Here is a 24,679-nt window from a genome sequence, read left to right as displayed (position 1 = left end):
CTAGCCGTAGGTTGCTCAAAACACAGTTTTGAGGTTGTAGATAAGACTGACGAAGTCAGTGAGCATATCTACGGCAAGGCGAAGCTGACGTGGTTTGAAGAGATTTTCGAAGAGTATTAGTCCAAACCGTAGTTGTAGTCATCATCTTGCATGGCTTCAACTTCGCCAAGAAGGTAACCATTTCCGACTTGAGAGAAGAAGTCATGGTTGGAAGTTCCTGTTGAAATACCGTTCATAACGATTGGGTTGACATCTTCAGCTGAATCTGGGAAAAGTGGATCTTGTCCCATGTTCATGAGAGCTTTATTGGCATTGTAGCGAAGGAAGGTTTTAACCTCTTCAGTCCAACCAACACCGTCATAAAGACTCTCTGTGTAGCCTTCTTCATTTTCATAAAGAGTATAGAGTAGGTCGTACATCCATTCTTTGAGTTTTTCTTGCTCTTCTTCAGGCAATTCATTGAAACCAAGTTGGAATTTGTAACCAATGTAGGTTCCGTGAACAGACTCGTCACGAATAATCAATTTAATGATTTCTGCAACGTTGGCTAGTTTGTTGTTACCAAGATAGTAGAGGGGAGTGAAGAAACCAGAGTAGAAGAGGAAGGTTTCGAGGAAGACACTGGCAACTTTCTTTTCAAGTGGGCTACCGTTTAGGTAGATTTCGTTGACAATCTCAGCCTTCTTTTGCAGATAAGGATTGGTATTGGTCCATTCGAAAATTTCTTCAATCTCAGCCTTAGTATTTAAGGTAGAAAAGATTGATGAATAAGATTTAGCGTGGACAGATTCCATAAATTGGATGTTATTGAAAACAGCTTCTTCATGTGGTGTACGGATGTCTGCGCGAAGGGCTTGAACACCTGTTTCAGATTGCATAGTGTCGAGAAGGGTTAAACCACCAAAGACTTTTCCAACCAAGTCTTTCTCTTTGTTAGATAGCTTTCTCCAGTCATCCAAGTCATTTGACAAGGGAATACGTGTATCGAGCCAGAATTGCTCTGTCAGCTTTTCCCAAGTTGATTTGTCGATGACATCTTCGATGGCATTCCAGTTAATGGCTTTGTAGTAAGTTTCCATTTGAAATCTCTTTCTGTGTTTAGTATTGCGAACTCACAATTATTCTATTTTACCATAATTCTATAGGAGTATCGCACAAAAAGTCGGAATCCCGACTTTTAAAATGTTACATAAATTATGTTATGACATAGTAGATTTGATTTTATCAGTGCTGCTTAGGGAAAAATAGTGTTTCTATGCTAGAAACTAAATCACACAGCTTTCACATTGGTTGGCACCGACTTCTCCACCGTCATCTGTAAAGGTGCGGACGTAGTAGATAGACTTGATTCCCTTGTTAAAGGCATAGTTACGAAGGATGGACAAGTCACGTGTCGTTTGTTTATTTTCCCTCTTCCATTCGTAAAGGCCTTTTGGAATGTCACTGCGCATGAAGAGGGTGAGTGAAAGTCCTTGATCCACGTGTTCAGTCGCAGCAGCGTAAACATCGATGACTTTACGCATATCCATATCGTAGGCAGAAGTGTAGTAAGGAATGGTTTCTGTAGACAAGCCAGCAGCAGGGTAGTAGATTTTACCAATTTTCTTCTCTTGGCGTTCTTCGATACGTTGCGTAATCGGGTGGATAGAAGCAGAAACGTCGTTGATATAGCTGATAGAACCATTTGGCGCTACAGCAAGGCGATTTTGGTGGTAAAGACCATCTGCTTGAACCTTGTCGCGAAGTTCAGCCCAATCAGCAGCACCAGGGATAAAGACATCTTTGAAGAGTTCTTTAACACGGTCTGATTTTGGAACAAACTCGCCAGTCACATACTTGTCGAAGTAGCTTCCCTTAGCATAGTCTGATTTTTCAAAGTTGTGGAAGGTAATACCACGTTCACGCGCAATATTGTTTGACTCTACCAAGGTCCAGTAGTTCATAAGCATAAAGTAGATGCTTGTAAATTCAACAGACTCAGGTGAACCATATTCAATGAGTTGTTGGGCAAGGTAGCTGTGCAGTCCCATGGCACCGAGACCAAAGGTGTGGGCTTGGCTATTTCCATGGTCAATCGTTGGTACAGCTACGATATGTGAACTATCTGTAACGAAAGTAAGGGCACGAACCATAGCACGGATAGAACGACCAAAATCAGGTGAAGTCATCATGTTAACCACGTTGGTTGAACCCAGATTACATGAAACATCTGTTCCCATTTGAAGGAATTCTTGAGCATCGTTGATCAAGCTTGGTTCTTGAACTTGAAGAATCTCAGAACACAAGTTACTCATGATAATCTTTCCATCAACAGGATTTGCACGGTTAGCCGTATCGATGTTGACTACATAAGGATAGCCAGACTCTTGTTGCAATTTAGAGATTTCAGTTTCCAAATCCCGCGCCTTGATTTTTGTCTTGCGAATATTTGGATTTGCGACCAATTCATCGTATTTTTCAGTAATGTCGATGTAATTGAATGGCACACCGTATTCTTTTTCTACAGAGTAAGGGCTGAAGAGGTACATTTCTTCATTTTTACGAGCCAATTCGTAGAATTTATCAGGTACTACAACACCAAGTGATAGAGTCTTGACACGTACTTTTTCATCAGCGTTTTCTTTCTTAGTTGAAAGGAAAGCGATGATATCTGGGTGAAAGACGTTGAGGTAGACAACACCGGCACCTTGACGTTGCCCCAATTGGTTGGAGTAAGAGAAGCTGTCTTCAAAAAGTTTCATAACAGGAACGACACCTGAAGCAGCTCCTTCATAGCCTTTGATAGGTGCACCAGCTTCACGAAGGTTGCTGAGGGTAATTCCCACACCACCACCAATACGTGAAAGTTGAAGGGCTGAGTTGATAGAACGTCCAATAGAGTTCATATCATCCGTTACTTGGATTAGGAAGCAAGATACTAACTCCCCACGGCGAGCACGTCCAGCATTCAAGAAGGAAGGAGTAGCAGGTTGGTAGCGTTGGTGGATGATTTCATTGGCAATATCGATTGCAATAGCTTCATTCCCATCAGCAAAATAAAGGGCGTTAAAGAAGACACGGTCTTCCATGCTTTCAAGATAGTATTCACCGTCATTAGTCTTTAAGGCATATTGATTGTAAAATTTATAAGCTGCCATGAATGACTTGAATTGGAAGTTTTGGTCTTTGATAAATTGAGCCAATTCTTCCAAGAACTCTGGACGGTATTTCTTGATAAAGGCTGTTTCGATGTAGTTGTGGTCAATGAGGTAGTTGATTTTATCTTTAATTGAATCAAAAACCATAGTGTTTGGAACGACATTTTCTTTAAAGAAGGCATCCAAGGCTTCCTTATCTTTATGAAGCATGATTTGTCCATTGACAGGACGGTTGATTTCGTTATTGAGACGGAAGTAAGTCACGTCTTCAAGATGTTTTAATCCCATAAAATTTCCCTTATCTAATTACAAAAGAAAGGCCTCTAAGTTAGCCCTAGAAGCAGTTTCTTCTGGATGATGTACTAAGATTATGCTAATTGTTTCAGTTTTCCTGGTTGGAAACCTGAAAAGACTTCAGTTGGTGTTTGGATAACAGGAGCTGCGCTAAAACCGAGCTCTTTAACTTGATCGATGTACTCAGGTTGCTCATCAAGATTGATTTCACGATAAGAGACATTATTACTGTCCAAGAAACGTTTGGTCATCTTACATTGGATACAGTTGTTTTTAGAATAAACGGTTACCATTGTGTAACTCCTCTTCAAAATTTAATACTATCCTAGTATATCAGAAAATAAAATTTTGTCAATGATTTGAACTAAATATAGTGGTCTGTTTTTCTAGTCAAGCTCACAAAACACAATATGTAGTGTTTGTTTTATAAAACAGCAATAATTATCCTATAAATTGTTTTTGAAGAAACTATATCCTGTGTTTTGTTATCTAGGATAGAAGATTTTCAGCAAGTTATCTGAAAGGAAATTGAAGGAAAATCCAGAAAATGCTTGAAAAAAATCCTAGAAGATGGTATAATACCAAACTGTAAGGGTTATCACATATAACTCAAAAAAAGAAAGAACAAAAGGAGAGTCGAACTATGGCTTCTAAAGATTTCCACGTAGTGGCAGAAACAGGTATTCACGCACGTCCAGCAACATTGTTGGTGCAAACTGCTAGCAAATTTGCTTCAGATATCACTCTTGAGTACAAAGGTAAATCAGTGAACCTTAAATCAATTATGGGTGTTATGAGTCTTGGTGTTGGCCAAGGTGCTGACGTAACTATCTCAGCTGAAGGTGCAGATGCAGATGACGCCATCGCTGCAATCTCAGAAACAATGGAAAAAGAAGGATTGGCATAAGGGAAATGACAGAAATGCTTAAAGGAATCGCAGCATCTGACGGTGTTGCAGTTGCAAAAGCATATCTACTCGTTCAACCGGATTTGTCATTCGAGACTGTTTCAGTCGAAGATACAAACGCAGAAGAGGCTCGTTTGGATGTTGCTCTTGAAGCTTCTCAAAACGAGCTTTCTCTTATCCGTGAGAAAGCTGTAGGTACGCTTGGTGAAGAAGCGGCTCAAGTTTTTGACGCTCATTTGATGGTTCTTTCTGACCCAGAATTGATTGGTCAGATTAAAGAAACAATTCGTGCTAAGAAAGTCAATGCAGAAGCAGGTCTTAAAGAAGTGACTGATATGTTCATCACTATCTTTGAAGGCATGGAAGACAACCCATACATGCAAGAACGTGCAGCGGATATCCGCGACGTGACAAAACGTGTATTGGCAAACCTTCTTGGTAAGAAATTGCCAAACCCAGCTTCTATCAATGAAGAAGTAATCGTGATTGCACATGACTTAACACCATCTGATACAGCTCAATTGGACAAAAACTTTGTAAAAGCTTTTGTAACAAACATCGGTGGACGTACAAGCCACTCAGCTATCATGGCACGTACACTTGAAATTGCAGCTGTATTGGGAACAAATAACATCACTGAAATCGTCAAAGACGGTGATATCCTTGCCGTTAACGGAATTACTGGTGAAGTGATTATCAACCCAACAGATGAACAAGCGGCAGAATTTAAAGCAGCTGGTGAAGCTTATGCTAAACAAAAAGCTGAATGGGCACTTTTGAAAGATGCTCAAACAGTGACTGCTGACGGTAAACACTTCGAGTTGGCAGCTAACATCGGTACTCCAAAAGACGTTGAAGGTGTTAACAACAACGGTGCAGAAGCTGTTGGACTTTACCGTACAGAGTTCTTGTACATGGATTCTCAAGACTTCCCAACAGAAGATGAGCAGTATGAAGCGTATAAGGCTGTTCTTGAGGGAATGAATGGTAAACCAGTGGTTGTTCGTACAATGGATATTGGTGGAGATAAGGAACTTCCTTACTTCGATATGCCACACGAAATGAACCCATTCCTTGGATTCCGTGCCCTTCGTATCTCTATTTCTGAAACTGGAGATGCAATGTTCCGTACACAAATCCGTGCCCTTCTTCGTGCTTCTGTTCATGGTCAATTGCGTATCATGTTCCCAATGGTTGCCCTCTTGAAAGAATTTCGTGCAGCTAAAGCAGTTTATGAAGAAGAAAAAACAAATCTTCTTGCTGAAGGAGTTGCAGTTGCGGATGACATCCAAGTTGGTATCATGATTGAAATTCCTGCAGCAGCTATGCTTGCAGACCAATTTGCAAAAGAAGTTGACTTCTTCTCAATTGGTACAAACGACTTGATCCAATATACAATGGCAGCAGACCGTATGAATGAGCAAGTTTCATACCTTTACCAACCATATAACCCATCAATCCTTCGCTTGATCAACAACGTTATCAAGGCAGCTCACGCTGAAGGTAAATGGGCTGGTATGTGTGGTGAGATGGCTGGTGACCAAAAAGCTGTTCCACTTCTTGTCGGAATGGGCTTGGATGAGTTCTCTATGTCAGCAACATCTGTCCTTCGTACACGTAGCTTGATGAAGAAATTGGATACTGCTAAGATGGAAGAGTACGCTAACCGTGCCCTTACAGAGTGTTCAACAATGGAAGAAGTACTTGAACTTCAAAAAGAATACGTTAATTTCGATTAATGTCATTAACCTTGTAACCTAGTTGCAAGGTTTTTTTGACGCATTTTAGAAAAGTATGATCTAATACTCTTTCAAAATCTCTTCAAACCACGTCAGCGTCGCCTTAACGTAGATATGCTCACTGACNNTGCGGCTAGTTTCCTAGTTTGCTCCTTGATTTTCATTGAGTATAAGATAAAAGCAAAGGTCTATCAAGTGATGTAGCCCTTTTGAGTTATACAAGCAAATTACCATGAAAAAGCTGTTGTTGGAGCATTGAGCGCTTCTAACCATTGTTTATTTTTCGCAGGGCAAAGAGTTACGGATATACCTGCCATATCCAGACTGGTCATAAATGTTCCTGATTTTATAAATGTAATAGTGATTCCTTCAATTTCTAAGAGTTGAAGGAGATCATTGATAAATATACCCATTTCTAAGTTGCTGGTAGTGCCTAGATTATTTACAAGCAATATAAATTGATCACCCTTTTTCCAATGATAGTGCAATCTTAATTTACTTATAATTTCATTTGCAAGGATTTCCGATGATTGGAATGGGACTATACGATAGCCTTCTTCGCCATGTATCCCAATACCATAAGAAATATTTCCTTCTTCCAAGTTAAATAGTGGAAGGGTGGCTTGGGGGAGACTAGCAGATTTCGTTGCAAAGCCAATTGTTGCGATTTCGGGAGCAAGTTCATGACCTAAATCAGTTAGTTGTTCTATGTCGGCACCGTTTTGAGCTGCATATCCTAGGATTTTATGAAGTAAAATTGTTCCTGCAAGCCCTCTTCCTCTAATTTGAAATCTATTGTGAGGTTCAATAGAAATATCGTCGTGTGCTAGACTATAGCCGACTTTAATTCCTTCTTTTCTAGCAGTGTTAATGGCCGAGCTAAATTCTTTGATGTCTGCTTCGAAATTTTTTACAATGATGAAGACACCTTGACCATTGTTTAAAAAACGAATGGACTCTAAGATTTCAGTTCTTGTAGGAGGAGTAAATAATTGGCCATAGATAGCAGCAGTAAGCATTCCTTCTCCCACATATCCAATATGCGCAGGTTCGTGACCGGAACCTCCACCCGACAATATTGGAACCTGATGAGGATTGCGATTTTTTTGATAGACTAAAGGTAAGGTAGGGTGTTTTTCTAATTCAGGATGACTGCTGACAGTTGCTGAAATGTAACTTGAAATAATTTTCTGTTTATGATTTGAAATAAATGTCATTGTGGCCTCTTTCCAATAATTGTCATGATGAGATAGTCTGGTTGTGGAACTGGACTTTTTTTATTGACGCAAGCCTTCACGATTTCTGCTAGAGCATGTGAGTGATAATCTAGCAAAAAACAAGTATAAGCAGATGAATCGCTATCAATCTGACCATATTCTCTTAAAATTTTTGATACAAGCAAGCGACAGTAGCTGATAAAGTGGTCATAGAAGTTATTTTGCCCTTGAATATCAAAAAGTTGAATATAAAAATCACGCTCTTGTTCGAAATAAAGAAATAATTCTTGTAATAGTTTTTGGCCTGAAATGAAGTCCAAGTTATTGGTGATATACTCGGTTAAGTCAGTTTCAAATATCCAGTCTAGCAGTTCATATTTGTCAAGAAAATGATTGTAAAAGGTCTGTCTACGAATGCCAGCTGATTCCATGATATCTACAATGGAGATTTTATCAAATTCTCTAGTAGCTAATAGGTCTCTAAATGCCTTGGCAATCCGTTTTTTTGTAATGAGTGATGATGCCATAGGAAGCCTTTCTTTTACTTCCTTCATTTTACCAAAAAAATGTTTGAAACGGGTTTAAAAGGGGACAAATAATAGAATCTGTCCCTTATCATCCAGCAATAAAAAGTATATAATGAAATCGAAAACAAAGGTAGATGCCGAAAGGAGTTTCTCATGAAAAAAATTATAAATGAACCGACACAAGTTGTTGATGAAATGTTGCAGGGGTTGTCATTCATGCATGATGACTTGGTTCAACGCTTAGATGGTTTTGATGTTATCGTTAGAAAGGCAGAAAAGACAGGAAAAGTTGGACTCATTTCAGGTGGAGGTTCAGGACATGAACCCAGTCATGCTGGATTTGTAGGAGATGGAATGTTGTCTGCTGCCATTTGTGGAGCAGTCTTCACTTCACCTACTCCGGATCAAATTTTAGAAGCCATTAAGGCGGCTGATGAAGGTGCTGGAGTTTTCATGGTCATCAAGAACTATTCTGGTGACATTATGAACTTTGAAATTGCACAAGAACTTGCTGAAATGGAAGGTATTGATGTAGCAAGTGTTGTGGTTGATGATGATATCGCTGTTGAAAATAGTCTCTATACCCAAGGCCGTCGAGGTGTTGCAGGTACTATATTAGTCCATAAAATTTTGGGGGCTGCAGCTCGTTCTGGTAAATCATTATCTGAAATGAAGGACTTGGCCGACAAACTTGTCTTAGAAATTAAAACAATTGGATTAGCTCTATCTGGCGCTACTGTTCCAGAAGTTGGGAAACCAGGATTTGTTCTAGAAGATGATGAATTTGAATATGGAGTTGGTATTCACGGTGAGCCAGGATATAAAAAAGAGAAAATGCAACCTTCAGCACAATTGGCCTCAGAATTGGTTGAAAAACTATCTGAAGGTTTCCAACTTAAGGCTGGTGAACGCTATGGCCTTCTCATCAATGGTTTAGGAAGCACTCCTCTTATGGAGCAATACGTATTTGCAAATGATGTGGCTAAATTGCTCCATGAAAAAGGTGTTGAGTTGGCATTTAAGAAAATTGGAAACTATATGACATCAATCGATATGGCTGGCTTATCATTAACATTGATTCGATTGGCAGATGATGAATGGTTGGATGCTCTAAATGCACCTGTTACTACACCAGCTTGGTAAGAGTCAAGGAGGAAATGTCAAATGAATGCTGAACAAGCTCTTGAATGGATGAAGCTTTTTAATGAAAAGATTCAAGAACAGAAAGATTACCTTAGTGAGTTAGACACTCCGATAGGAGATGGAGACCACGGTGGAAATATGGCGCGTGGCATGGCTGCAGTTATGGAAAACTTAGAAGGAAAGCAATTTGAAACTAACAGTGATGTGTTTAAACTTGTCTCAATGCAACTGCTGAGTAAGGTAGGCGGTGCTTCTGGTCCCTTGTATGGCTCTGCTTTTATGGGCATGGCCAAGGCTGACTCTAATTCGAAAATAGAGGAAATCTTACAAAGCGGTTTGGATATGATTGTCAAACGTGGGAAAGCAGAAGTTGGAGAAAAGACAATGGTTGATGTTTGGACTCCTGTTATTGCTGCTTTGTCTGCTGGTCAATTGACTCAAGAGGTTATTGATAAGGTAGTGAATGCTACCAAAGATTTACTTGCAACTAAAGGAAGGGCGTCTTATGTAGGAGAACGTTCTCTTGGACATATTGATCCTGGATCATTCTCATCAGGATTACTCTTTACTGCTCTTTTAGAAACTGGGGTGGTTTAATGGGAAGTATTGGTCTTGTTATCGTTTCACATTCCAAAAACATTGCAGAAGGTGTCGTTGAACTGATTAGTGAAGTAGCTAAAGATGTTCCGATTACTTATGTAGGAGGAACCGAAGATGGAGGAATTGGAACAAGTTTTGATCAAGTAGATAGGGTTGTTTCCGAAAATCCAGCAGATACCTTATTAGCCTTTTTTGACCTAGGTTCTGCTAAAATGAACTTAGAAATGGTGGCTGATTTCAGTGATAAAAGTATCATGATCAATAGGGTTCCAATTGTAGAAGGTGCCTATACTGCAGGTGCTCTTCTTCAGGCTGGTGCAGAACTGTCAGTTATTCAAACACAGTTGGCGGAACTTGAAATCAATAAATAAGGAATTTTACTATAATTCTTTTTATAGGTGGGCTATTGATGATCTCAACTATCAAATTTTAAGTAAATAATTTCAAAATCAGAAAGGGATTGCTTTATGCAGTTCCTTTTTAATGTAAAAGGAGTAGAATCATAGAGTTTCTAAATTGTTAATCATTCAAAAATGATTGTGATGGGGTTATTCTAGCTTTAGAATCCTTCAAAAATTAATATTTAAGGCAATCAATTACTTAGAAGAGTACGAAAACATTTAGTTTATAGGAATTCTAGGTCTAGAATTGCATGGATATTTATGAAGTTGGGGTGTTCGATAGTTAGGATTGTTCTATTCTGAAAGATTTGAGCTGTTAGTTGTATAGAAAGTGTTCGAATTTTTTCAAGTGATTAAATTAGTTAATTGTATGAGGTGCTTTATGATATAATGTTCTTAATGAATTTTCAGAAAGGAAAACCTCAAATTGTCCTACAAATTTCTACTCTTCGACCTCGACCACACTCTTCTTGATTTTGATGCTGCTGAGGATGTGGCTTTGACCCAACTTCTAAAAGAAGAAGGAGTTGCGGATATTCAGGCTTATAAAGATTATTACGTTCCTATGAACAAGGCTCTCTGGAAAGACTTGGAGCTGAAGAAAATCAGTAAACAAGAGCTGGTTAACAAGCGCTTTTCTCGTTTATTTGCTCATTTTGGACAGGAAAAAGACGGTAGTTTTCTTGCCCAACGTTACCAATTTTACCTCGCCCAGCAGGGACAAACACTATCGGGCGCTCATGATCTCTTGGACAGCCTCATTGATCGTGATTATGACTTGTATGCTGCGACAAATGGCATTACTGCCATTCAGACAGGACGTTTGGCTCAATCTGGTCTAGAACCTTATTTCAATCAAGTCTTTATCTCTGAGCAATTGCAAACTCAAAAGCCGGATGCTCTCTTTTATGAAAAAATCGGCCAGCAAATTGCTGGATTTAGTAAAGAAAAGACGCTGATGATTGGAGATTCTCTAACCGCCGACATTCAAGGTGGCAATAATGCGGGGATTGACACTATCTGGTATAATCCTCATCACCTCGAAAATCACACACAAGCCCAGCCGACTTACGAAGTCTATTCTTTCCAAGACTTGCTGGATTGTTTAGATAAAAATATTCTTGAAAAGATCACATTTTAAAGGAGACGAGCTAATGACTACAAAAAAAGCTAATATTACTATTGAAGAGTAGATTGAAATGTCTGAAGTTGATTTTAATGAAACTGTTAATTATGAATTTACATCTGACACTTGTCAATTAGCAAATAGTATTTATCAATCTCTTTTTAAGTTTTTTGATAAGAAAAATTTCTCTGGCGATTTAATTTTTACTTGGAAATCTTCATCATTAGTCAAAGAAGGGGATTATATTGGGAGAAGGGATTCACAAGTAGATAATCTTAGAGTAATAGGAAATATATTTCCGAATTATCTTACTAATCGAAAATATAGCCTCAATATGAATCGTAATGGCTGTATGGGAGATTTTCCTCATGATTTTTTTGATATATACCTAGATCATGTAGCAAAGTATGCCTACGAACAAAAAGTTAATAATATTAAAGAGTATTATCCTTTAAAAAGAGCGATTTTACACCAAGAGAATGCATTGTATTTTCGATTGTTTTCTAATTTTGACGACTTTTTAGAAAAAAATTATTTAAAAACTATATGGCAAGTTTCTAAAGAAACTCCTTTTTCTGAAATGGATTTTAATATGTTTAAAAATATTTCAGAAAAGATAATCTTCGAAAGAGGTAGTAAAATGCTTAATGATTTAAAAAGTAATTATAAAAAATAGCCAGTCTTTATAAACTGTATTCACGTATTCAAATCGTATATATAGTCGATTTATTAAATCTTTAGATAAACTGTAAAAAGTGGTTTCCATAGCCACTTTTTGCTATAATAGAGGCAGTAAAAATGAAGGAGTCGGCTATGCAACACTCGTCTTGGCATGCTTTGATTAAGGCGCAATTACCTGAGGGTTATTTTGGGAAAATCAATCAGTTTATGAATCAGGTCTATGGTCAGGGGACTGTTTATCCACCCAAGGAAAAGGTTTTTCAGACTCTCTTGACCACACCCCTAGAAGACGTTAAGGTGGTGATTCTAGGGCAAGACCCCTATCACGGGCCAGGTCAAGCGCAGGGTTTGAGTTTTTCTGTACCTGACTCTATCCCAGCTCCGCCATCCTTGCAAAATATCTTGAAAGAATTGTCAGATGATATCGGGGTTAAGAAATCTCATGATTTGACAGCTTGGGCTGAGCAAGGAGTCTTGCTTCTTAATGCTTGTTTGACAGTTCCTGCTGGACAGGCCAATGGTCATGCTGGTCAGATATGGGAGCCATTTACAGATGCTGTGATTCAGGTGGTCAATCATCTAGATAGACCAGTCGTTTTTGTACTCTGGGGAGCTTATGCACGTAAAAAGAAGGTCTTAGTTACCAATCCTCATCACTTGATTATCGAATCAGCCCATCCCAGTCCTTTGTCGGTTTATAGAGGATTTTGGGGTTCCAAGCCTTTTTCCAAGGCCAATGCATTCTTAAAAGAAACAGGACAAGAGCCAATCGATTGGCTTAGATAAGGAGAGAATATGCCTCAGTTAGCGACAATTTGCTACATTGATAACGGGAAGGAACTGCTCATGCTCCACCGTAATAAGAAACCCAATGATGTCCATGAAGGGAAATGGATTGGTGTGGGTGGTAAGCTAGAGCGAGGAGAGACCCCTCAGGAGTGCGCGGCGCGTGAAATCCTCGAAGAAACAGGGCTCAAAGCCAAGCCAGTTCTAAAAGGTGTCATCACTTTTCCTGAATTTACGCCAGATTTAGACTGGTACACCTATGTTTTTAAGGTGACAGAGTTTGAGGGCGATTTGATTGACTGCAACGAGGGAACGCTGGAATGGGTTCCCTATGATGAGGTTTTGAGCAAGCCGACTTGGGAAGGTGACCATACCTTTGTTGAGTGGCTTTTAGAGGATAAACCCTTCTTTTCAGCCAAGTTTGTTTATGATGGGGATAAATTGTTGGATACCCAAGTCGATTTCTATGAATAAAGGAGAAAACAGATGCTACTAATTAAAAATGGTCGTGTAATGGATCCCAAGTCTGGTTTGAATCAAGTGTGTGATGTCTTAGTTCAAGATGGGAAAATTATCAAAATTGCGCCTGAGATTAAAGAAGAAGGAGCAGATATAATTGATGCTACTGGTCTTGTAGTTGCTCCTGGCTTGGTTGACATCCATGTTCATTTCCGTGAACCTGGTCAAACCCATAAAGAAGACATTCATACGGGTGCCCTAGCAGCCGCTGCAGGTGGTTTTACCACGGTTGTCATGATGGCTAATACCAGTCCAACTATCTCGGATGTAGAGACTTTAAAAGAAGTTCTGGATTCAGCTGCCAAAGAAAAGATTAATGTTAAGACGGTTGCGACCATTACTAAAAACTTTAATGGCCAAGATTTGACAGACTTTCAGGCACTTTTAGCAGCTGGTGCGGTTGGTTTCTCAGACGACGGTATTCCGCTTGAAAGCAGTAAAGTTGTCAAGGAAGCTATGGAAGAAGCTAAAAAGCTTAATACCTTTATTAGTCTTCATGAGGAAGATCCAGGTTTGAATGGGATTCTTGGCTTTAATGAAAATATCGCTAAAGAACATTTCCATATCTGCGGTGCGACTGGGGTGGCTGAGTATGCTATGATGGCGCGTGATGTCATGATTGCCTATGCAACTAAGGCCCATGTTCACATCCAGCATTTGTCTAAGGAAGAAAGTGTTAAAGTAGTGGAGTTTGCTCAAGGTTTGGGTGCGCAAGTCACAGCAGAAGTAGCGCCACAGCATTTTTCTAAGACTGAATCGCTCCTTTTGACACAAGGTAGCAATGCTAAGATGAATCCTCCACTTCGTTTGGAATCAGACCGTCGTGCCGTTATCGAAGGCCTCAAATCAGGCGTCATCACAGTTATCGCAACTGACCATGCGCCTCATCATGCAGATGAGAAAAACATTGAGGATATTACCAAAGCGCCATCTGGTATGACTGGTTTGGAAACATCTCTTTCCCTCGGTTTAACTTATTTGGTAGAAGCTGGGGAATTGACCTTGATGGAATTGCTTGAAAAGATGACCTACAACCCAGCCAAACTTTATAACTTTGAAGCAGGTTACTTGGCTGAGAATGGTCCAGCGGACATCACTATTTTTGATGCTAAGGATGACCGTCTTGTGGACTCCCATTTTGCTTCCAAAGCGACTAATTCACCCTTTATCGGTGAAACCTTAAAAGGGCAGGTTAAATATACCATCTGTAAGGGACAAATTGTCTATCAAGCTTGATAGGAGTTAGAATATGAATTATTTTCGAAAACGTAGGGAGAGACAAGCGAAATCTAATAGTGGAATTTACTGTCCCGCAGCTAATCGTTCTAAAATTCAATATGAAACTAAAGAAAAAGCTGACCATGCGGTTCAATATGATAATGGAGGTTTAGTTAGAAGCTATTATTGTCGTACATGTGCGTGTTGGCATACTACTTCAAAATCTAATAATCCTCCGCTAAGTTTGAAAAACTATGGTCTGAAACTCTTTGGTTTAGATAAATCAGAATAGAAAGAGAAGTATGTATAAGACAAAGTGTTTACAAGAGAAGTTAGTATTATTTTTAAAAATTTTCTTCCCAATCCTAATCTACCAATTTGCCAATTATTCTGCCTCTTTTGTTGACACTGCAATGACAGGCCAATACAATACCATGGACTTGGCTGGTGTGTCTATGGCGACCAGTATCTGGAATCCTTTTTTTACATTCCTAACAGGGATTGTGTCAGCCCTGGTGCCTATCATTGGTCACCATCTTGGTAGTGGTAAAAAGGAAGAAGTTGCGTCTGATTTTTACCAATTTATCTATTTGGCTTTGGGACTATCTGTGGTCTTGCTGGGGATGGTAATTTTCCTGGCACCACCAATCTTGAATCATCTTGGACTAGAAGCACCAGTGGCGGCAGTAGCAGTTCGTTATCTCTGGTTTTTATCTATTGGAATTATCCCCTTGTTGCTCTTTAGTGTCATTCGTTCCTTGCTGGATTCGCTGGGGTTGACTAAGTTGTCCATGTATCTCATGCTTTTGTTGCTTCCTCTCAATAGTGGATTTAACTATCTCTTGATTTACGGGGCCTTTGGTGTTCCAGAACTGGGAGGTGCTGGTGCTGGTTTAGGAACATCCTTGGCCTACTGGGTCTTGCTGGGGATTTCTGTTCTGGTTCTATTTAAACAGGAGAAGCTCAAGGCTCTACATCTTGAGAAACGAATTCCGCTTAATATGGATAAAATCAAGGAAGGAGTTCGTTTAGGTCTGCCTATTGGGGGGACTGTATTTGCTGAGGTGGCTATCTTTTCCGTGGTTGGCTTGATTATGGCTAAGTTCTCGTCCTTGATTATCGCTAGTCACCAGTCAGCTATGAACTTTTCAAGTCTCATGTACGCCTTTCCTATGAGTATCTCATCTGCTATGGCTATTGTCGTTTCCTATGAAGTGGGAGCCAAGCGATTTGATGATGCGAAAACCTATATTGGTCTAGGAAGATGGACAGCCCTCATTTTTGCGGTCTTCACCTTATCCTTCCTTTACATTTTTAGGGGAAGTGTGGCTAGTCTTTATGGTAACAACCCAGAATTTATCGATTTGACAGCACGTTTTTTGACTTACAGTCTTTTCTTCCAGTTAGCAGATACCTTTGCAGCACCTCTTCAGGGAATTTTACGGGGGTATAAGGATACCGTTATTCCTTTTTACCTTGGTTTGGTTGGTTATTGGGGGGTGACACTCCCAGTAGCTATGGTATTCGACTCTCTAACAGATTTTGGAGCTTATTCTTACTGGATTGGTTTGATTATTAGTTTAATCGTGAGCGGGGCTCTCTACCGTTGGCGTTTAACTGCGATTATGAAGAGATTTGAATCCAGAAAAGCTTGATTTTTAAAATTCCTACAAGCAAAAATATCCTTCCTTATCTGCATTATTTTTGCTATAGTTAAATTAGTAGTAGGCAAATGAGAATTTCAAAAATATAGAAACAATTGATATTCCACGCTACTTTACTGGTATCAGATATCAAGAAAAGAAGTTGCTTATTTTTAGCAGCTTCTTTTCTTGATAAAAATTTTACATAAGTTATATTACGTAAAATTATAAACTATCCAAGGCATTCTTTTGTTCATCATTGACGATATGAGTATAGAGGTCAGTGACTTGTGTACTGGCATGTCCTAGCTGGTGACTGACCAAAACTTGCGATTTAGTAGCATCATAGAGCCTAGTTGCTAGGGTATGGCGCAGTTTATGGGGTGTTACACGGACTTTGAAGTCCTCTGAGTATTTAGCAACCATTTTCTCAACGCTGGAAGCGTCAATACGATTGGGAACACCTCTATAGAGTGTCAAAAAGAGGGCTGTGTCTGTTTTTTCCGTCTTATAGCGTTGATTTCGAATGGCCAGATAATTCTCTAAATAAGGCTTAGCAAAGGCAGCAACATTGACCGAATCGCGTTTGCCACCTTTTCGAGTGACATCAATAACCATCATTTTTAGATTGAGATCTCTTAAATCCAGATTAACAGCTTCAGATAAGCGAACACCCGATGCCAAGAGAAGGGCAATAATGGCTAAATCTCGTTCTTTATTTTTGTTGAATGATGAGAGAGCTCGATTTGAAAGCTGTTGTGGGTACTCTTGGTCAATATAAGTTAGAAAACCTTCTGTTTCATCACCTAAAAAGAGTTTTTGCTTGATGTTTTCAGCTCTAGCAGCAAGTGTTTCTTTCTTTTTTTTGGTTGAAACTTTCTTCATTACATTACGATAGAAATAAGGTTCCCCTTGATCGTTTTCAACCTCCTCAGTCAAATACTTATAAAGACTAGAAAGTGCTGACAAGGTCCGATTGATGGTTGTCTGAGAAACACCTTGTTTGCTTGTATTGGCATTCAGCAAAGGACGTTCTCGAAGATAAAGGATAAAAGCCTCCATATCTTTCTTTGACATGTTTTCCAAGACAGATAAAGGAATATTAGACATTTTATCAGCGTTTGAGATACCAGACTCCAAAACCCAGCTGAAAAATCGATCATATTCCTTGAGGTATTCGTACAAGGTTGTAAAACTGTAAGGAACAGCAAGCTTAGATTGGTAGTATTCAAGAATATACCAGGGCATGATTTGTTTTAGTTTGTCGATTCGTTCCAGTAAAATCTCACGTTTCATGTATTTTCTCCATAAATAAGTCTATTAGTAGTATAGCATGGACTTATTTATTTTTCAAGAAAATTATAGTTTTTCGGAAAGATGTTATAGAGCTTTTTAAAAAACTTAGACCTGTGTAATACGGATCTAAGTCTTTGGAGTTTCATTGTGAATCATTAGCTAGTGCTTTTTCTAGCTTCCAAATACTAAACCAGAATGAAATAGTTAACAGAATAAGGAAAATAAAAAAATCTCACCCACTAAAGTTCTGTTAATACTACATAACTGAAGAGCTATATAAGGGAGCTATGAGATACAAAATGCACTGTATAATTGCTATTGTTTTCTTTTTCATGATTTTAATCTTACTGTACAGATTTGATACAGTAAACTCCTTTCTAGCTTTATGCTTTATCATTTCTAACTTAATTATAGTCTTATTTTCACCAAAGCTCAATTATTTATATGTAAAATTCCTCATCAGTAAAAAATAACCGATCTCATTGCTGAGAATCGGTTTTCTAAATAAATCAGGTCAGCTGTTTACATAAGATAAATTATGTAAACAAACTCTACAACAACAAATCTTTGACTTTTCCAATTTCACTTTTTGGAATAACCAGGTGAATCATATTACCCAGATACATTCTGGTTGAGCCATTAACTGTTTGGCTCTTTCCATTATGGACTTGGGTAGTGATGAGGACGTTGTGTGGTAAGTTGAGTTCGTGTACTTGTTTTCCAGCAATCTTATCAGAAACTGGTATTTCGATAAGGGTAACTTCTCCTTCACTGGATACTTCTTCTGGAAGCATTTTTTCCAGCATGGCTTCATAGACTGGTGTACCCTTGAGCAAATCCATGATAATATAAGAAACAAGAGTGACAAGACCAAGTGGCATGAGGTTGCGAATATCTCCTACCATCTCAGTTACGAGGATCATGGCAGTTAAGGGAGCTTTTGATATTGCTCCAAAATAGCCACTCATTCCTAGAATGACAAATATAGGGAATTGCTCTTGACTGACAAGTCCAAGATTGACGCAGATAACACCAACTAGGGCACCAAGTAAGGAACCAAGCGCCAAAATTGGTAGGAAAATGCCTCCTGGAAGACCACTTCCATAACTAATCATGCTCCAGATAAAGCGAATTAAAAAGTAAGCTAATAGAACTTGGAAACTAAAATCTTGCTCAGTTAAGGAAAGAACAAGCTGATTTCCACCACCAAGGACGTGGGGTAAAAAAATTCCGACTGGTATGATGAGAATAAAAGCAAGAATTGGATAATAAGCTCTATCCAAATGGATTTTTTGACCAATCCAATCATAAAGTCTACCGACATCGAGCACAGCTTTTTCATAGAGAAAACCGGAAAATCCAAGGAAAATTCCCATCACAAGATAAATCCAGTATTGATCTAGGGTCATGAGAGGAATGTTATCTGGCATATCCAATACTGGTGTCAAACCGAACATGAGCAGAGACACAAAGTTTGCTACGATGCTGGCTGCTAGTGTAGAAACCCAGAAAAAGCGCGAAAAATGGTGATAAACTTCTTCTACTACAAAGAGGAGGCCTGCTATTGGTGCATTAAAGGCTGCGGCTAAACCTGCTGCAGCTCCACTGGCAATTAAGGAACGTTCCTCTACTGGACTGGATTTGAGCCACTTGGCAATACCTTTACCACCAACTGCTCCCAGTTGAATACTTGGTCCTTCACGCCCCAGCATGAGTCCACTGGCAATAGCAAGCATTCCTAGCACATATTTTTTCCAAAGAACGCCCCACCAGTTGAGGGACATGAGGCCTTTCAGTTCGGCTTCGACTTGCGGAATTCCTGAGCCTTTGATATCTTTTTCTGATCGAGTTAATTTAGCACTGAGCCAACAGATGAGTATATAAAACAAAACCAGTACAAAAAGATTGCGCACTAGGTGCCCTTGATCTTGATAAAGTCCTTGTATCAGGTGGAAGCCCTTTTCAATTAAGAAACGAAAGGATCCGACGATAATTCCAACGACGAGGCCGACAATGATTCCTCGTCCAACTTGGGATAATATAGTACTGGATGCAAAGGCGAATTCTTTCTTAGAACGGACTATTTCCGACTGTTCCTCCATGGTATTTCCTTTCAATTAACTTTCTTTTTTACCTAAAACCAGTGATTTAATGGGTTCAAAGCTGGTTCGGTGAATTGGGGTAACTCCTAGTTTTGTGAGGCCTTCCAGGTGTTTAGCTGTGCCATATCCTGCATTAGTAGCGAAATGATAACCAGGGAACTGCTGATCGTAGTCCTTCATCAATTCATCACGTGTCACCTTGGCTACTATAGAAGCTGCTGCAATCGAGAGGGAGTTGGCATCTCCTTTGATGATGGAGGTTTGTGAAATGGGCAACTCCAGTTTCATGGCATCTATCAAAAGGTGCTCAGGTTGAGGACTGAGCTGGGAGATTGCTTCCTGCATGGCCAGTTTAGTTGCTCCGTAGATATTGACTTGGTCGATGACCTGATTATCCATGATACCAACGCCAATTGACAAGGCTTGGTCTTGAACTGCTTGGAAAATCTCCAGATGTTTCTTTTTAGGAATTTTCTTGCTGTCATTGAGGCCTCTAATCTTACAATTTTTAGGTAAAATAACAGCTGCAGCGACTACAGGACCAGCAAGAGGACCACGACCAACCTCATCAATACCTGCTATCAAGGTCAATCCTTGCTTGTAAAGTTCTTTTTCATAGGAAAGCATGGATTCCAAACGAAAATCCTCATCTAATTCAGCCTGAATGGCTTTTTTACGCTTGCTGATTTCCTTTTGAACTCCAGAGCGACTATCCTGTTCGAGTTGTAAAAAAAGAGGGTTATCTAAGTCCTTGACCGTTGCAAGAAGTTCTTTTATTTCTTTAATCGTCGCCATAGAGGTCTTTCAATGTATCTAAGGTATAGTTACCGAGTTTGCCATCACGGACTTCCTTCACGAAGAGACTGTAAAAACGGTCATAGTCATCACGGAAACCGAGGGCACGGGTCATATCCATAATAATCACAGGCGCTTCTTCTTCAATTTTCATTTGTTTGAAGCGTTCAGCCAGCTTTTCTGGATAATGTTCTTTGAAATAATTGATACCAAAAATGGTAACCTCATCCATAGGAAGCAACTGATCCTTGATAGCTCCAGTCAATGCCAACTTAAGTGCAACAGTTTCATCCTCAAACTTAGGCCAGAGAATCCCCGGTGTATCCAAGATTTCCAGATCTTTATTGGTTTTAAGCCATTGTTGACCTTTTGTGACCCCTGGCTTGTTTCCAACAACAGCAATCTTTTTACCAGCCAAACGGTTCATCAGAGTTGATTTACCAGCGTTTGGAATCCCGATAATCATGGTACGCAAGGTTTCAATCTGAATCCCACGTTCTTTCTGGCGAGCAATCTTATCAGCCATGAGCTTCTTAGCAGCATCTGTTACAACTTTTACAGTCACTTGCTCTTTGGAATTGATAGTCAGCGTCTGGATTCCCTGTGATTCAAAATACTGACGCCATTCTTTGGTCATTACTGGATCGGCCAAGTCCGCCTTGTTTAAAATCAGGAGTTTCGGTTTATCACCAACAATCTTGGTCAACATAGGATTTTGACTAGATAGAGGTAAGCGTGCATCCACCAAAATCGTTACAAAATCAACAAATTTTAGATTTTCCTGCACCTGCCGACGCGCTTTAGACATGTGACCAGGAAACCATTGAATAGTAGCCATTGAGTTTTTTCCTTTCGTAGCAAGGGTTTAGAGCCCCTTATTTAATTTAATATTGTTTGAACATAGAGAATCTTCAAATGAATAATGTCCAAACAGTTCTTGTTTTATGATATAGAAATCTACTTTATATTATATCATGCCTTCTTTATTTTGTCCGATGATAGCCTTTCAAGTACCCTATATATAGTAGATTAAAACAAGATGTGAACAAATCGATTAGGAAAGTCAAATTAATTTCTAGAAATATTTTAACATCTATAACGTACTATTCTAAAGTAAGCGCGTCATAACAAGGTATCGTATCTATCCTAATTCCCCAACTTCCGGTATACTAGATAAAAATAGTTATCGGAGGAAAGGTAGTGTACTATGATGATTCAACTAAGCGATTTAGGTCAAGTTCACCTTGTATGTGGGAAAACGGATATGAGACAAGGCATTGATTCACTGGCTTATCTCATTAAAACCCACTTTGAATTGGATCCTTTCTCCGGTCAAGTCTTTCTCTTTTGTGGTGGACGTAAAGACCGCTTTAAAGCCCTTTACTGGGATGGTCAAGGATTTTGGCTACTATATAAACGCTTTGAGAACGGTAAGTTGACTTGGCCAAGTACAGAAAAGGATGTCAAAGCTCTCACACCAGAACAAGTAGACTGGCTGATGAAGGGCTTTTCTATCACTCCCCAAATAAATTCATCAGAAAGTCGTGATTTCTATTGAAATGATGCCTTTCTTTTTAGTATAATAAAGTTAGAAAACAAGGAGGGGAAGACGATGAAAGAAGATTGGGCTAAGATGGGTTTACCAATCACACGTAAGGAAATCTCTAATTGGCATATCAAGACGAGTCAATACTATTAGAGTCCCTTTATAACCTTTTACGAGAAAAGTTGTTAGAACAAGCTCTTCTTCATGCGGATGAAACCTCTTATCGGGTCTTAGAAAGTGATAGCCATCTGACCTACTATTGGACTTTTTTGTCAGGAAAATCAGAGAAACAAGGGATTAGGCTTTACCACCATGATCAGCGTCGAAGTGGTTCAGTAGTACAAGAATTCCTAGGAGATTATTCTGGCTATGTGCATTGTGACATGTTGCGGCAGTAACTTAGGACTTTAGTCCTCTAGTTCTGCCTATGCGATAGCAGTCCAAGGTTTAGGAGCAAGGCGACGCTAAGCTTGGTAAACTGCGAACCGCTAGAAGCTTATCGTCAACTGGAAGAAGCTGAACTTGTTGGATGTTGGGCGCATGTGAGAAGGAAGTTTTTTGAATCCACCCCCAAGCAAGCAGATAACTCATCCTTAGGAGCTAAAGGTTTAGCTTATTGTGATCAGTTATTTTCCTTGGAAAGAGACTGGGAGGCTTTGCCAGCTGATGAACGCCTACAGAGACGTCAAGAAGAGCTCCAGACCCTATAAGAAATCTCCAGATTAGAGAACTCACGGATAGTTCCTAATATGGAGATTTTTCAATATACTTCGTTATTGGACGGTTACAGAAAATTAGCATTGTCAATCAACAAATAATTTATTCATTTTTTCTAAAACACTTTGATTAAGTATATCGAGTTCAAATTCAGTTTCAGGCCCATGACCATTTATTGGTAATTCATCAATTTCAAAACATTTATAGTTGTTCAATGTCGACTTCATATAATAAAAATCTAAAACTTTATCTCTAGGACTTTGCATGATGAATGTTTTATAAGGAAGATTTTTCTTCCACACCTTATCAGAAAACATTTCTGTAATTTCAGTTGTCGAGAACTTATCAGTAAACCATTTCCTTTCCATTCCACTTGTTTTTTTTATTTGATTAGATCAATCTATCAAAGGGGAAACGCATATATGTCCACCTAGATTGTGAGAAAATCTGGCACTCAGTAGTAATCCTAATATAGATCCAAAACTTCCTGAATATAAATAAACTTTTTTAACATCTTTTACTGTTTTACTCACTATATACTCAATCGTTCTTACCAATTCATCTATCACATAATTCCAATTTTTATTTGATAGTATTGCAGAAAATTCTTTATCATATATTATTTGTCCATTATTATCTACTAATAATTCATCATGCCATAAAAGTTTCCTATCTTGAGTATAAGATAGGAATATAGCATCATTTAAATCCAAATTTTTTATTTTCATCATCCTGTGACCTACTTTTTCATATACTTATAAAAAAGAAACAAAGAAATTGCATTTATAGTGGAAATGATAAAGAAAATGATTAATGTTTTTTGTAAATCATTTGCATACAGATTCCCTCCAAGTAATCCACCTAAACTATCTCCAATAAAATATGAAGTTTGAGATATACCATAGAAATATGAAATTTGTTCTTTAGGATACATATCCAACTCCATTAATTCTTGACTAATTACAGAACCATTTAAGAACAAAGCTCTGCATATAAGAATAAGAAACAAGTATAAAAATTGCATATTAAATATCAATAAAGCTGTTGATAAGCCCACTAAAATTTCACTGACCACAAAGATATACTCTTTATATTTTGAGGTTTTTTGACCTGAAAAAAGAGAAGAGAAATAAGTACTCAGTAGTCCTAAAATTGTCAATGTTACACCAATAACAGATACATTTATACCTTGTTTGCTTAAAATAACTGGAAGATATGGAGCAAATAAACTTACGCTTCCCCCCATAATGAAGCCGAATATTATAGTTCCAACAAGCAGGGTTCTAGCTTTTGCAAAATGTTTAAATTCAGCCTTCTCCAAATCGCCACTCTCATTATAAGATTGAGTAATAGGAGGAATTAGAAATACAGTAATCAGGCAAAGGACGCTCGAAAAAAGTAGAGTCAATTGTGTAGCGTTTTGAAACAAGAATGTTAAAATCCAGACAAGAAAACCTGCTAGTAGCATGCCTAAAGAACTCCCTACTCCGTCTGCAAATTCTTTCAACGATACAATAGAGGAACGTTCTTCTTCACTTCCTATGCCTACAATCCATACTCTAATTAATAACAACACTACCGAAGCACCGATTCCTGAAACAAAACCAGATATTATAGAAATGCCTGAGTTATTAGGAAACATCCTAAAGAATAAGCCAATACTATATAAAATTAAACCACATTGAATCACTCTTTGAGGGGTAAATCGTCCTATTTTTTTACCAATATAAAATGAAAAGATGCCAGCAAATGCCATGGCAGAATAGGATAGACCATAATTAGGGAGCCTATCATTCATTTCAAACCAGAGTGCATGAACTGTTTTTGAAGTATACATAGATAGTTTAAAAAACAAATTGAAAATAAAAAAATTGATTGCAATAGGATATTTTCTTAAGATAATTCGATAGTTATTCATGATATTCGCTCACTTCACTTTCTAGTGTTTCTTTCATATCCGATAATTTTTCATTATCACTAAAATGTGTATCTAAAATTTTCAATAATGGTTGCATTTGTTTAAATTTATTGCAGTTATATAAAATTTCTAAAGATATAACCAAATAATCTTCTAGAAAAGATAAATCTAACTGTGAAACTTTGAATTGACATTGTTCTAATAATCTTTGTGCTTTTTCATACATATTCAGCTCGACATATATGTATTGTAAGTCATACCAGAAATCAAAACTTCTATCAGATAAATAATACGCTTTTTTATAATTCGTTAGACTGTCCTGCAACAATTGAAGTTCGCTCAAAACGACGTCCGCTAATCTTTTCAT

At 38.5% G+C, this 24,679-nt stretch carries 26 protein-coding genes and 1 pseudogene; 14 read left to right on the top strand and 13 right to left on the bottom strand.

The genetic code is table 11. The features are described 5' to 3' along the window. Positions 1 to 116: 116 nt before the first annotated feature. From nrdF to nrdH, 3 genes are all read right to left on the bottom strand, one after another. Entirely contained in the window at positions 117 to 1,079 is a 963-nt protein-coding gene (gene nrdF, locus HT708_RS00655) for a class 1b ribonucleoside-diphosphate reductase subunit beta (RefSeq protein WP_000451369.1), read from the bottom strand. Between the two features lie 186 nt (positions 1,080 to 1,265). Continuing rightward, entirely contained in the window at positions 1,266 to 3,425 is a 2,160-nt protein-coding gene (nrdE, locus tag HT708_RS00650; RefSeq protein ID WP_172925864.1) for a class 1b ribonucleoside-diphosphate reductase subunit alpha, read from the bottom strand. An 80-nt stretch (positions 3,426 to 3,505) separates the two neighbouring features. Beyond that, positions 3,506 to 3,724 (bottom strand): glutaredoxin-like protein NrdH, encoded by a 219-nt coding sequence (gene nrdH / locus HT708_RS00645; RefSeq protein ID WP_172925863.1) that lies wholly within the window; start codon positions 3,722 to 3,724, stop codon positions 3,506 to 3,508. Positions 3,725 to 4,074: 350 nt separating this feature from the next. On the opposite strand from nrdH, the gene HT708_RS00640 reads away from it, so the two are divergent. Next, the gene (locus HT708_RS00640; RefSeq protein ID WP_000146947.1) at positions 4,075 to 4,338 is read left to right on the top strand and encodes a phosphocarrier protein HPr; all 264 of its coding nucleotides are present in this window, start codon (positions 4,075 to 4,077) and stop codon (positions 4,336 to 4,338) included. Between the two features lie 5 nt (positions 4,339 to 4,343). After that, the gene (gene ptsP / locus HT708_RS00635; protein ID WP_172925862.1) at positions 4,344 to 6,077 is read left to right on the top strand and encodes a phosphoenolpyruvate--protein phosphotransferase; all 1,734 of its coding nucleotides are present in this window, start codon (positions 4,344 to 4,346) and stop codon (positions 6,075 to 6,077) included. Positions 6,078 to 6,304: 227 nt separating this feature from the next. On the opposite strand, the gene dhaQ is transcribed toward ptsP, so the two are convergent. Both dhaQ and dhaS read right to left on the bottom strand, forming a co-directional pair. Continuing rightward, on the bottom strand, positions 6,305 to 7,294 hold the full coding sequence (dhaQ, locus tag HT708_RS00630; protein WP_172925861.1) for a DhaKLM operon coactivator DhaQ: 990 nt from the start codon (positions 7,292 to 7,294) through the stop codon (positions 6,305 to 6,307). After that, positions 7,291 to 7,821: a dihydroxyacetone kinase transcriptional activator DhaS gene (gene dhaS / locus HT708_RS00625; RefSeq protein WP_000168611.1), complete on the bottom strand. Its 531-nt coding sequence runs from the start codon at positions 7,819 to 7,821 to the stop codon at positions 7,291 to 7,293. The genes dhaQ and dhaS overlap by 4 nt, the downstream gene beginning before the upstream one ends. A 153-nt stretch (positions 7,822 to 7,974) precedes the next feature. Between dhaS and dhaK the strand changes: the two genes are divergently transcribed. From dhaK to pdrM, 10 genes are all read left to right on the top strand, one after another. After that, positions 7,975 to 8,964 (top strand): dihydroxyacetone kinase subunit DhaK, encoded by a 990-nt coding sequence (gene dhaK, locus HT708_RS00620; RefSeq protein ID WP_000720685.1) that lies wholly within the window; start codon positions 7,975 to 7,977, stop codon positions 8,962 to 8,964. Positions 8,965 to 8,985: 21 nt separating this feature from the next. Further along, a complete protein-coding gene (dhaL, locus tag HT708_RS00615; RefSeq protein WP_000990804.1) occupies positions 8,986 to 9,561 on the top strand; it encodes a dihydroxyacetone kinase subunit DhaL in 576 nt (191 codons plus the stop codon). Beyond that, the gene (gene dhaM, locus HT708_RS00610) at positions 9,561 to 9,935 is read left to right on the top strand and encodes a dihydroxyacetone kinase phosphoryl donor subunit DhaM (protein WP_138706515.1); all 375 of its coding nucleotides are present in this window, start codon (positions 9,561 to 9,563) and stop codon (positions 9,933 to 9,935) included. The genes dhaL and dhaM overlap by 1 nt, the downstream gene beginning before the upstream one ends. A gap of 457 nt (positions 9,936 to 10,392) precedes the next feature. Beyond that, positions 10,393 to 11,106 (top strand): YjjG family noncanonical pyrimidine nucleotidase, encoded by a 714-nt coding sequence (locus HT708_RS00605; RefSeq protein ID WP_172925860.1) that lies wholly within the window; start codon positions 10,393 to 10,395, stop codon positions 11,104 to 11,106. Positions 11,107 to 11,164: 58 nt separating this feature from the next. Next, positions 11,165 to 11,767: a hypothetical protein gene (locus HT708_RS00600; RefSeq protein ID WP_050226594.1), complete on the top strand. Its 603-nt coding sequence runs from the start codon at positions 11,165 to 11,167 to the stop codon at positions 11,765 to 11,767. Positions 11,768 to 11,904: 137 nt separating this feature from the next. Beyond that, entirely contained in the window at positions 11,905 to 12,558 is a 654-nt protein-coding gene (locus tag HT708_RS00595) for a uracil-DNA glycosylase (protein ID WP_172925859.1), read from the top strand. Positions 12,559 to 12,567: 9 nt separating this feature from the next. Next, positions 12,568 to 13,032, top strand: coding sequence for an 8-oxo-dGTP diphosphatase (locus tag HT708_RS00590; RefSeq protein WP_001135768.1), 465 nt, complete (start codon positions 12,568 to 12,570; stop codon positions 13,030 to 13,032). A 12-nt stretch (positions 13,033 to 13,044) separates the two neighbouring features. After that, on the top strand, positions 13,045 to 14,313 hold the full coding sequence (locus HT708_RS00585) for a dihydroorotase (RefSeq protein ID WP_172925858.1): 1,269 nt from the start codon (positions 13,045 to 13,047) through the stop codon (positions 14,311 to 14,313). Positions 14,314 to 14,326: 13 nt separating this feature from the next. Next, positions 14,327 to 14,587, top strand: coding sequence for a hypothetical protein (locus tag HT708_RS00580; RefSeq protein WP_001105926.1), 261 nt, complete (start codon positions 14,327 to 14,329; stop codon positions 14,585 to 14,587). 10 nt (positions 14,588 to 14,597) lie between these two features. Further along, on the top strand, positions 14,598 to 15,950 hold the full coding sequence (pdrM, locus tag HT708_RS00575; RefSeq protein ID WP_031233691.1) for a sodium-coupled multidrug efflux MATE transporter PdrM: 1,353 nt from the start codon (positions 14,598 to 14,600) through the stop codon (positions 15,948 to 15,950). A gap of 213 nt (positions 15,951 to 16,163) precedes the next feature. Here the strand turns inward: pdrM and xerS are convergent, their stop codons facing one another. From xerS to ylqF, 4 genes are all read right to left on the bottom strand, one after another. After that, on the bottom strand, positions 16,164 to 17,234 hold the full coding sequence (xerS, locus tag HT708_RS00570; protein ID WP_000817848.1) for a tyrosine recombinase XerS: 1,071 nt from the start codon (positions 17,232 to 17,234) through the stop codon (positions 16,164 to 16,166). A gap of 551 nt (positions 17,235 to 17,785) precedes the next feature. Then, a complete protein-coding gene (locus HT708_RS00565) occupies positions 17,786 to 19,336 on the bottom strand; it encodes a ClC family H(+)/Cl(-) exchange transporter (protein ID WP_138699520.1) in 1,551 nt (516 codons plus the stop codon). Between the two features lie 15 nt (positions 19,337 to 19,351). After that, on the bottom strand, positions 19,352 to 20,131 hold the full coding sequence (locus tag HT708_RS00560) for a ribonuclease HII (protein WP_172925857.1): 780 nt from the start codon (positions 20,129 to 20,131) through the stop codon (positions 19,352 to 19,354). Beyond that, the gene (gene ylqF / locus HT708_RS00555) at positions 20,118 to 20,969 is read right to left on the bottom strand and encodes a ribosome biogenesis GTPase YlqF (RefSeq protein ID WP_172925856.1); all 852 of its coding nucleotides are present in this window, start codon (positions 20,967 to 20,969) and stop codon (positions 20,118 to 20,120) included. The genes HT708_RS00560 and ylqF overlap by 14 nt, the downstream gene beginning before the upstream one ends. 369 nt (positions 20,970 to 21,338) lie before the next feature. Here ylqF and tnpB point away from each other — a divergent pair, with 369 nt between their 5' ends. Both tnpB and HT708_RS12285 read left to right on the top strand, forming a co-directional pair. Continuing rightward, positions 21,339 to 21,689 carry an IS66 family insertion sequence element accessory protein TnpB gene (gene tnpB, locus HT708_RS00550; protein WP_172925855.1) on the top strand — a complete coding sequence of 117 codons (351 nt, stop codon included), beginning with the start codon at positions 21,339 to 21,341 and terminating at the stop codon, positions 21,687 to 21,689. Between the two features lie 57 nt (positions 21,690 to 21,746). After that, a pseudogene (locus tag HT708_RS12285) lies at positions 21,747 to 22,375 on the top strand (transposase); the annotation flags it as partial. A gap of 105 nt (positions 22,376 to 22,480) precedes the next feature. Here the strand turns inward: HT708_RS12285 and HT708_RS00535 are convergent. The 4 genes from HT708_RS00535 to HT708_RS00520 all read right to left on the bottom strand — a co-directional run. Further along, positions 22,481 to 22,762 carry a hypothetical protein gene (locus tag HT708_RS00535; RefSeq protein WP_172925854.1) on the bottom strand — a complete coding sequence of 94 codons (282 nt, stop codon included), beginning with the start codon at positions 22,760 to 22,762 and terminating at the stop codon, positions 22,481 to 22,483. A gap of 27 nt (positions 22,763 to 22,789) precedes the next feature. Beyond that, positions 22,790 to 23,125 carry a hypothetical protein gene (locus HT708_RS00530; protein ID WP_172925853.1) on the bottom strand — a complete coding sequence of 112 codons (336 nt, stop codon included), beginning with the start codon at positions 23,123 to 23,125 and terminating at the stop codon, positions 22,790 to 22,792. Positions 23,126 to 23,133: 8 nt separating this feature from the next. Further along, entirely contained in the window at positions 23,134 to 24,312 is a 1,179-nt protein-coding gene (locus HT708_RS00525; protein WP_138706156.1) for an MFS transporter, read from the bottom strand. Beyond that, the coding region (locus HT708_RS00520) for a hypothetical protein (RefSeq protein WP_138699592.1) at positions 24,305 to 24,679 on the bottom strand (375 nt) is incomplete at its 5' end. The genes HT708_RS00520 and HT708_RS00525, both read right to left, overlap by 8 nt.

Origin of the sequence: Streptococcus sp. 3613 (genome assembly GCF_013277375.1) — a bacterium.
GTDB classification, from domain to species: Bacteria; Bacillota; Bacilli; order Lactobacillales; family Streptococcaceae; genus Streptococcus; species Streptococcus pseudopneumoniae.
The sequence above is the reverse complement of the archived record's forward strand: the minus strand, read 5'-3'. Positions and strand labels throughout refer to the sequence as shown.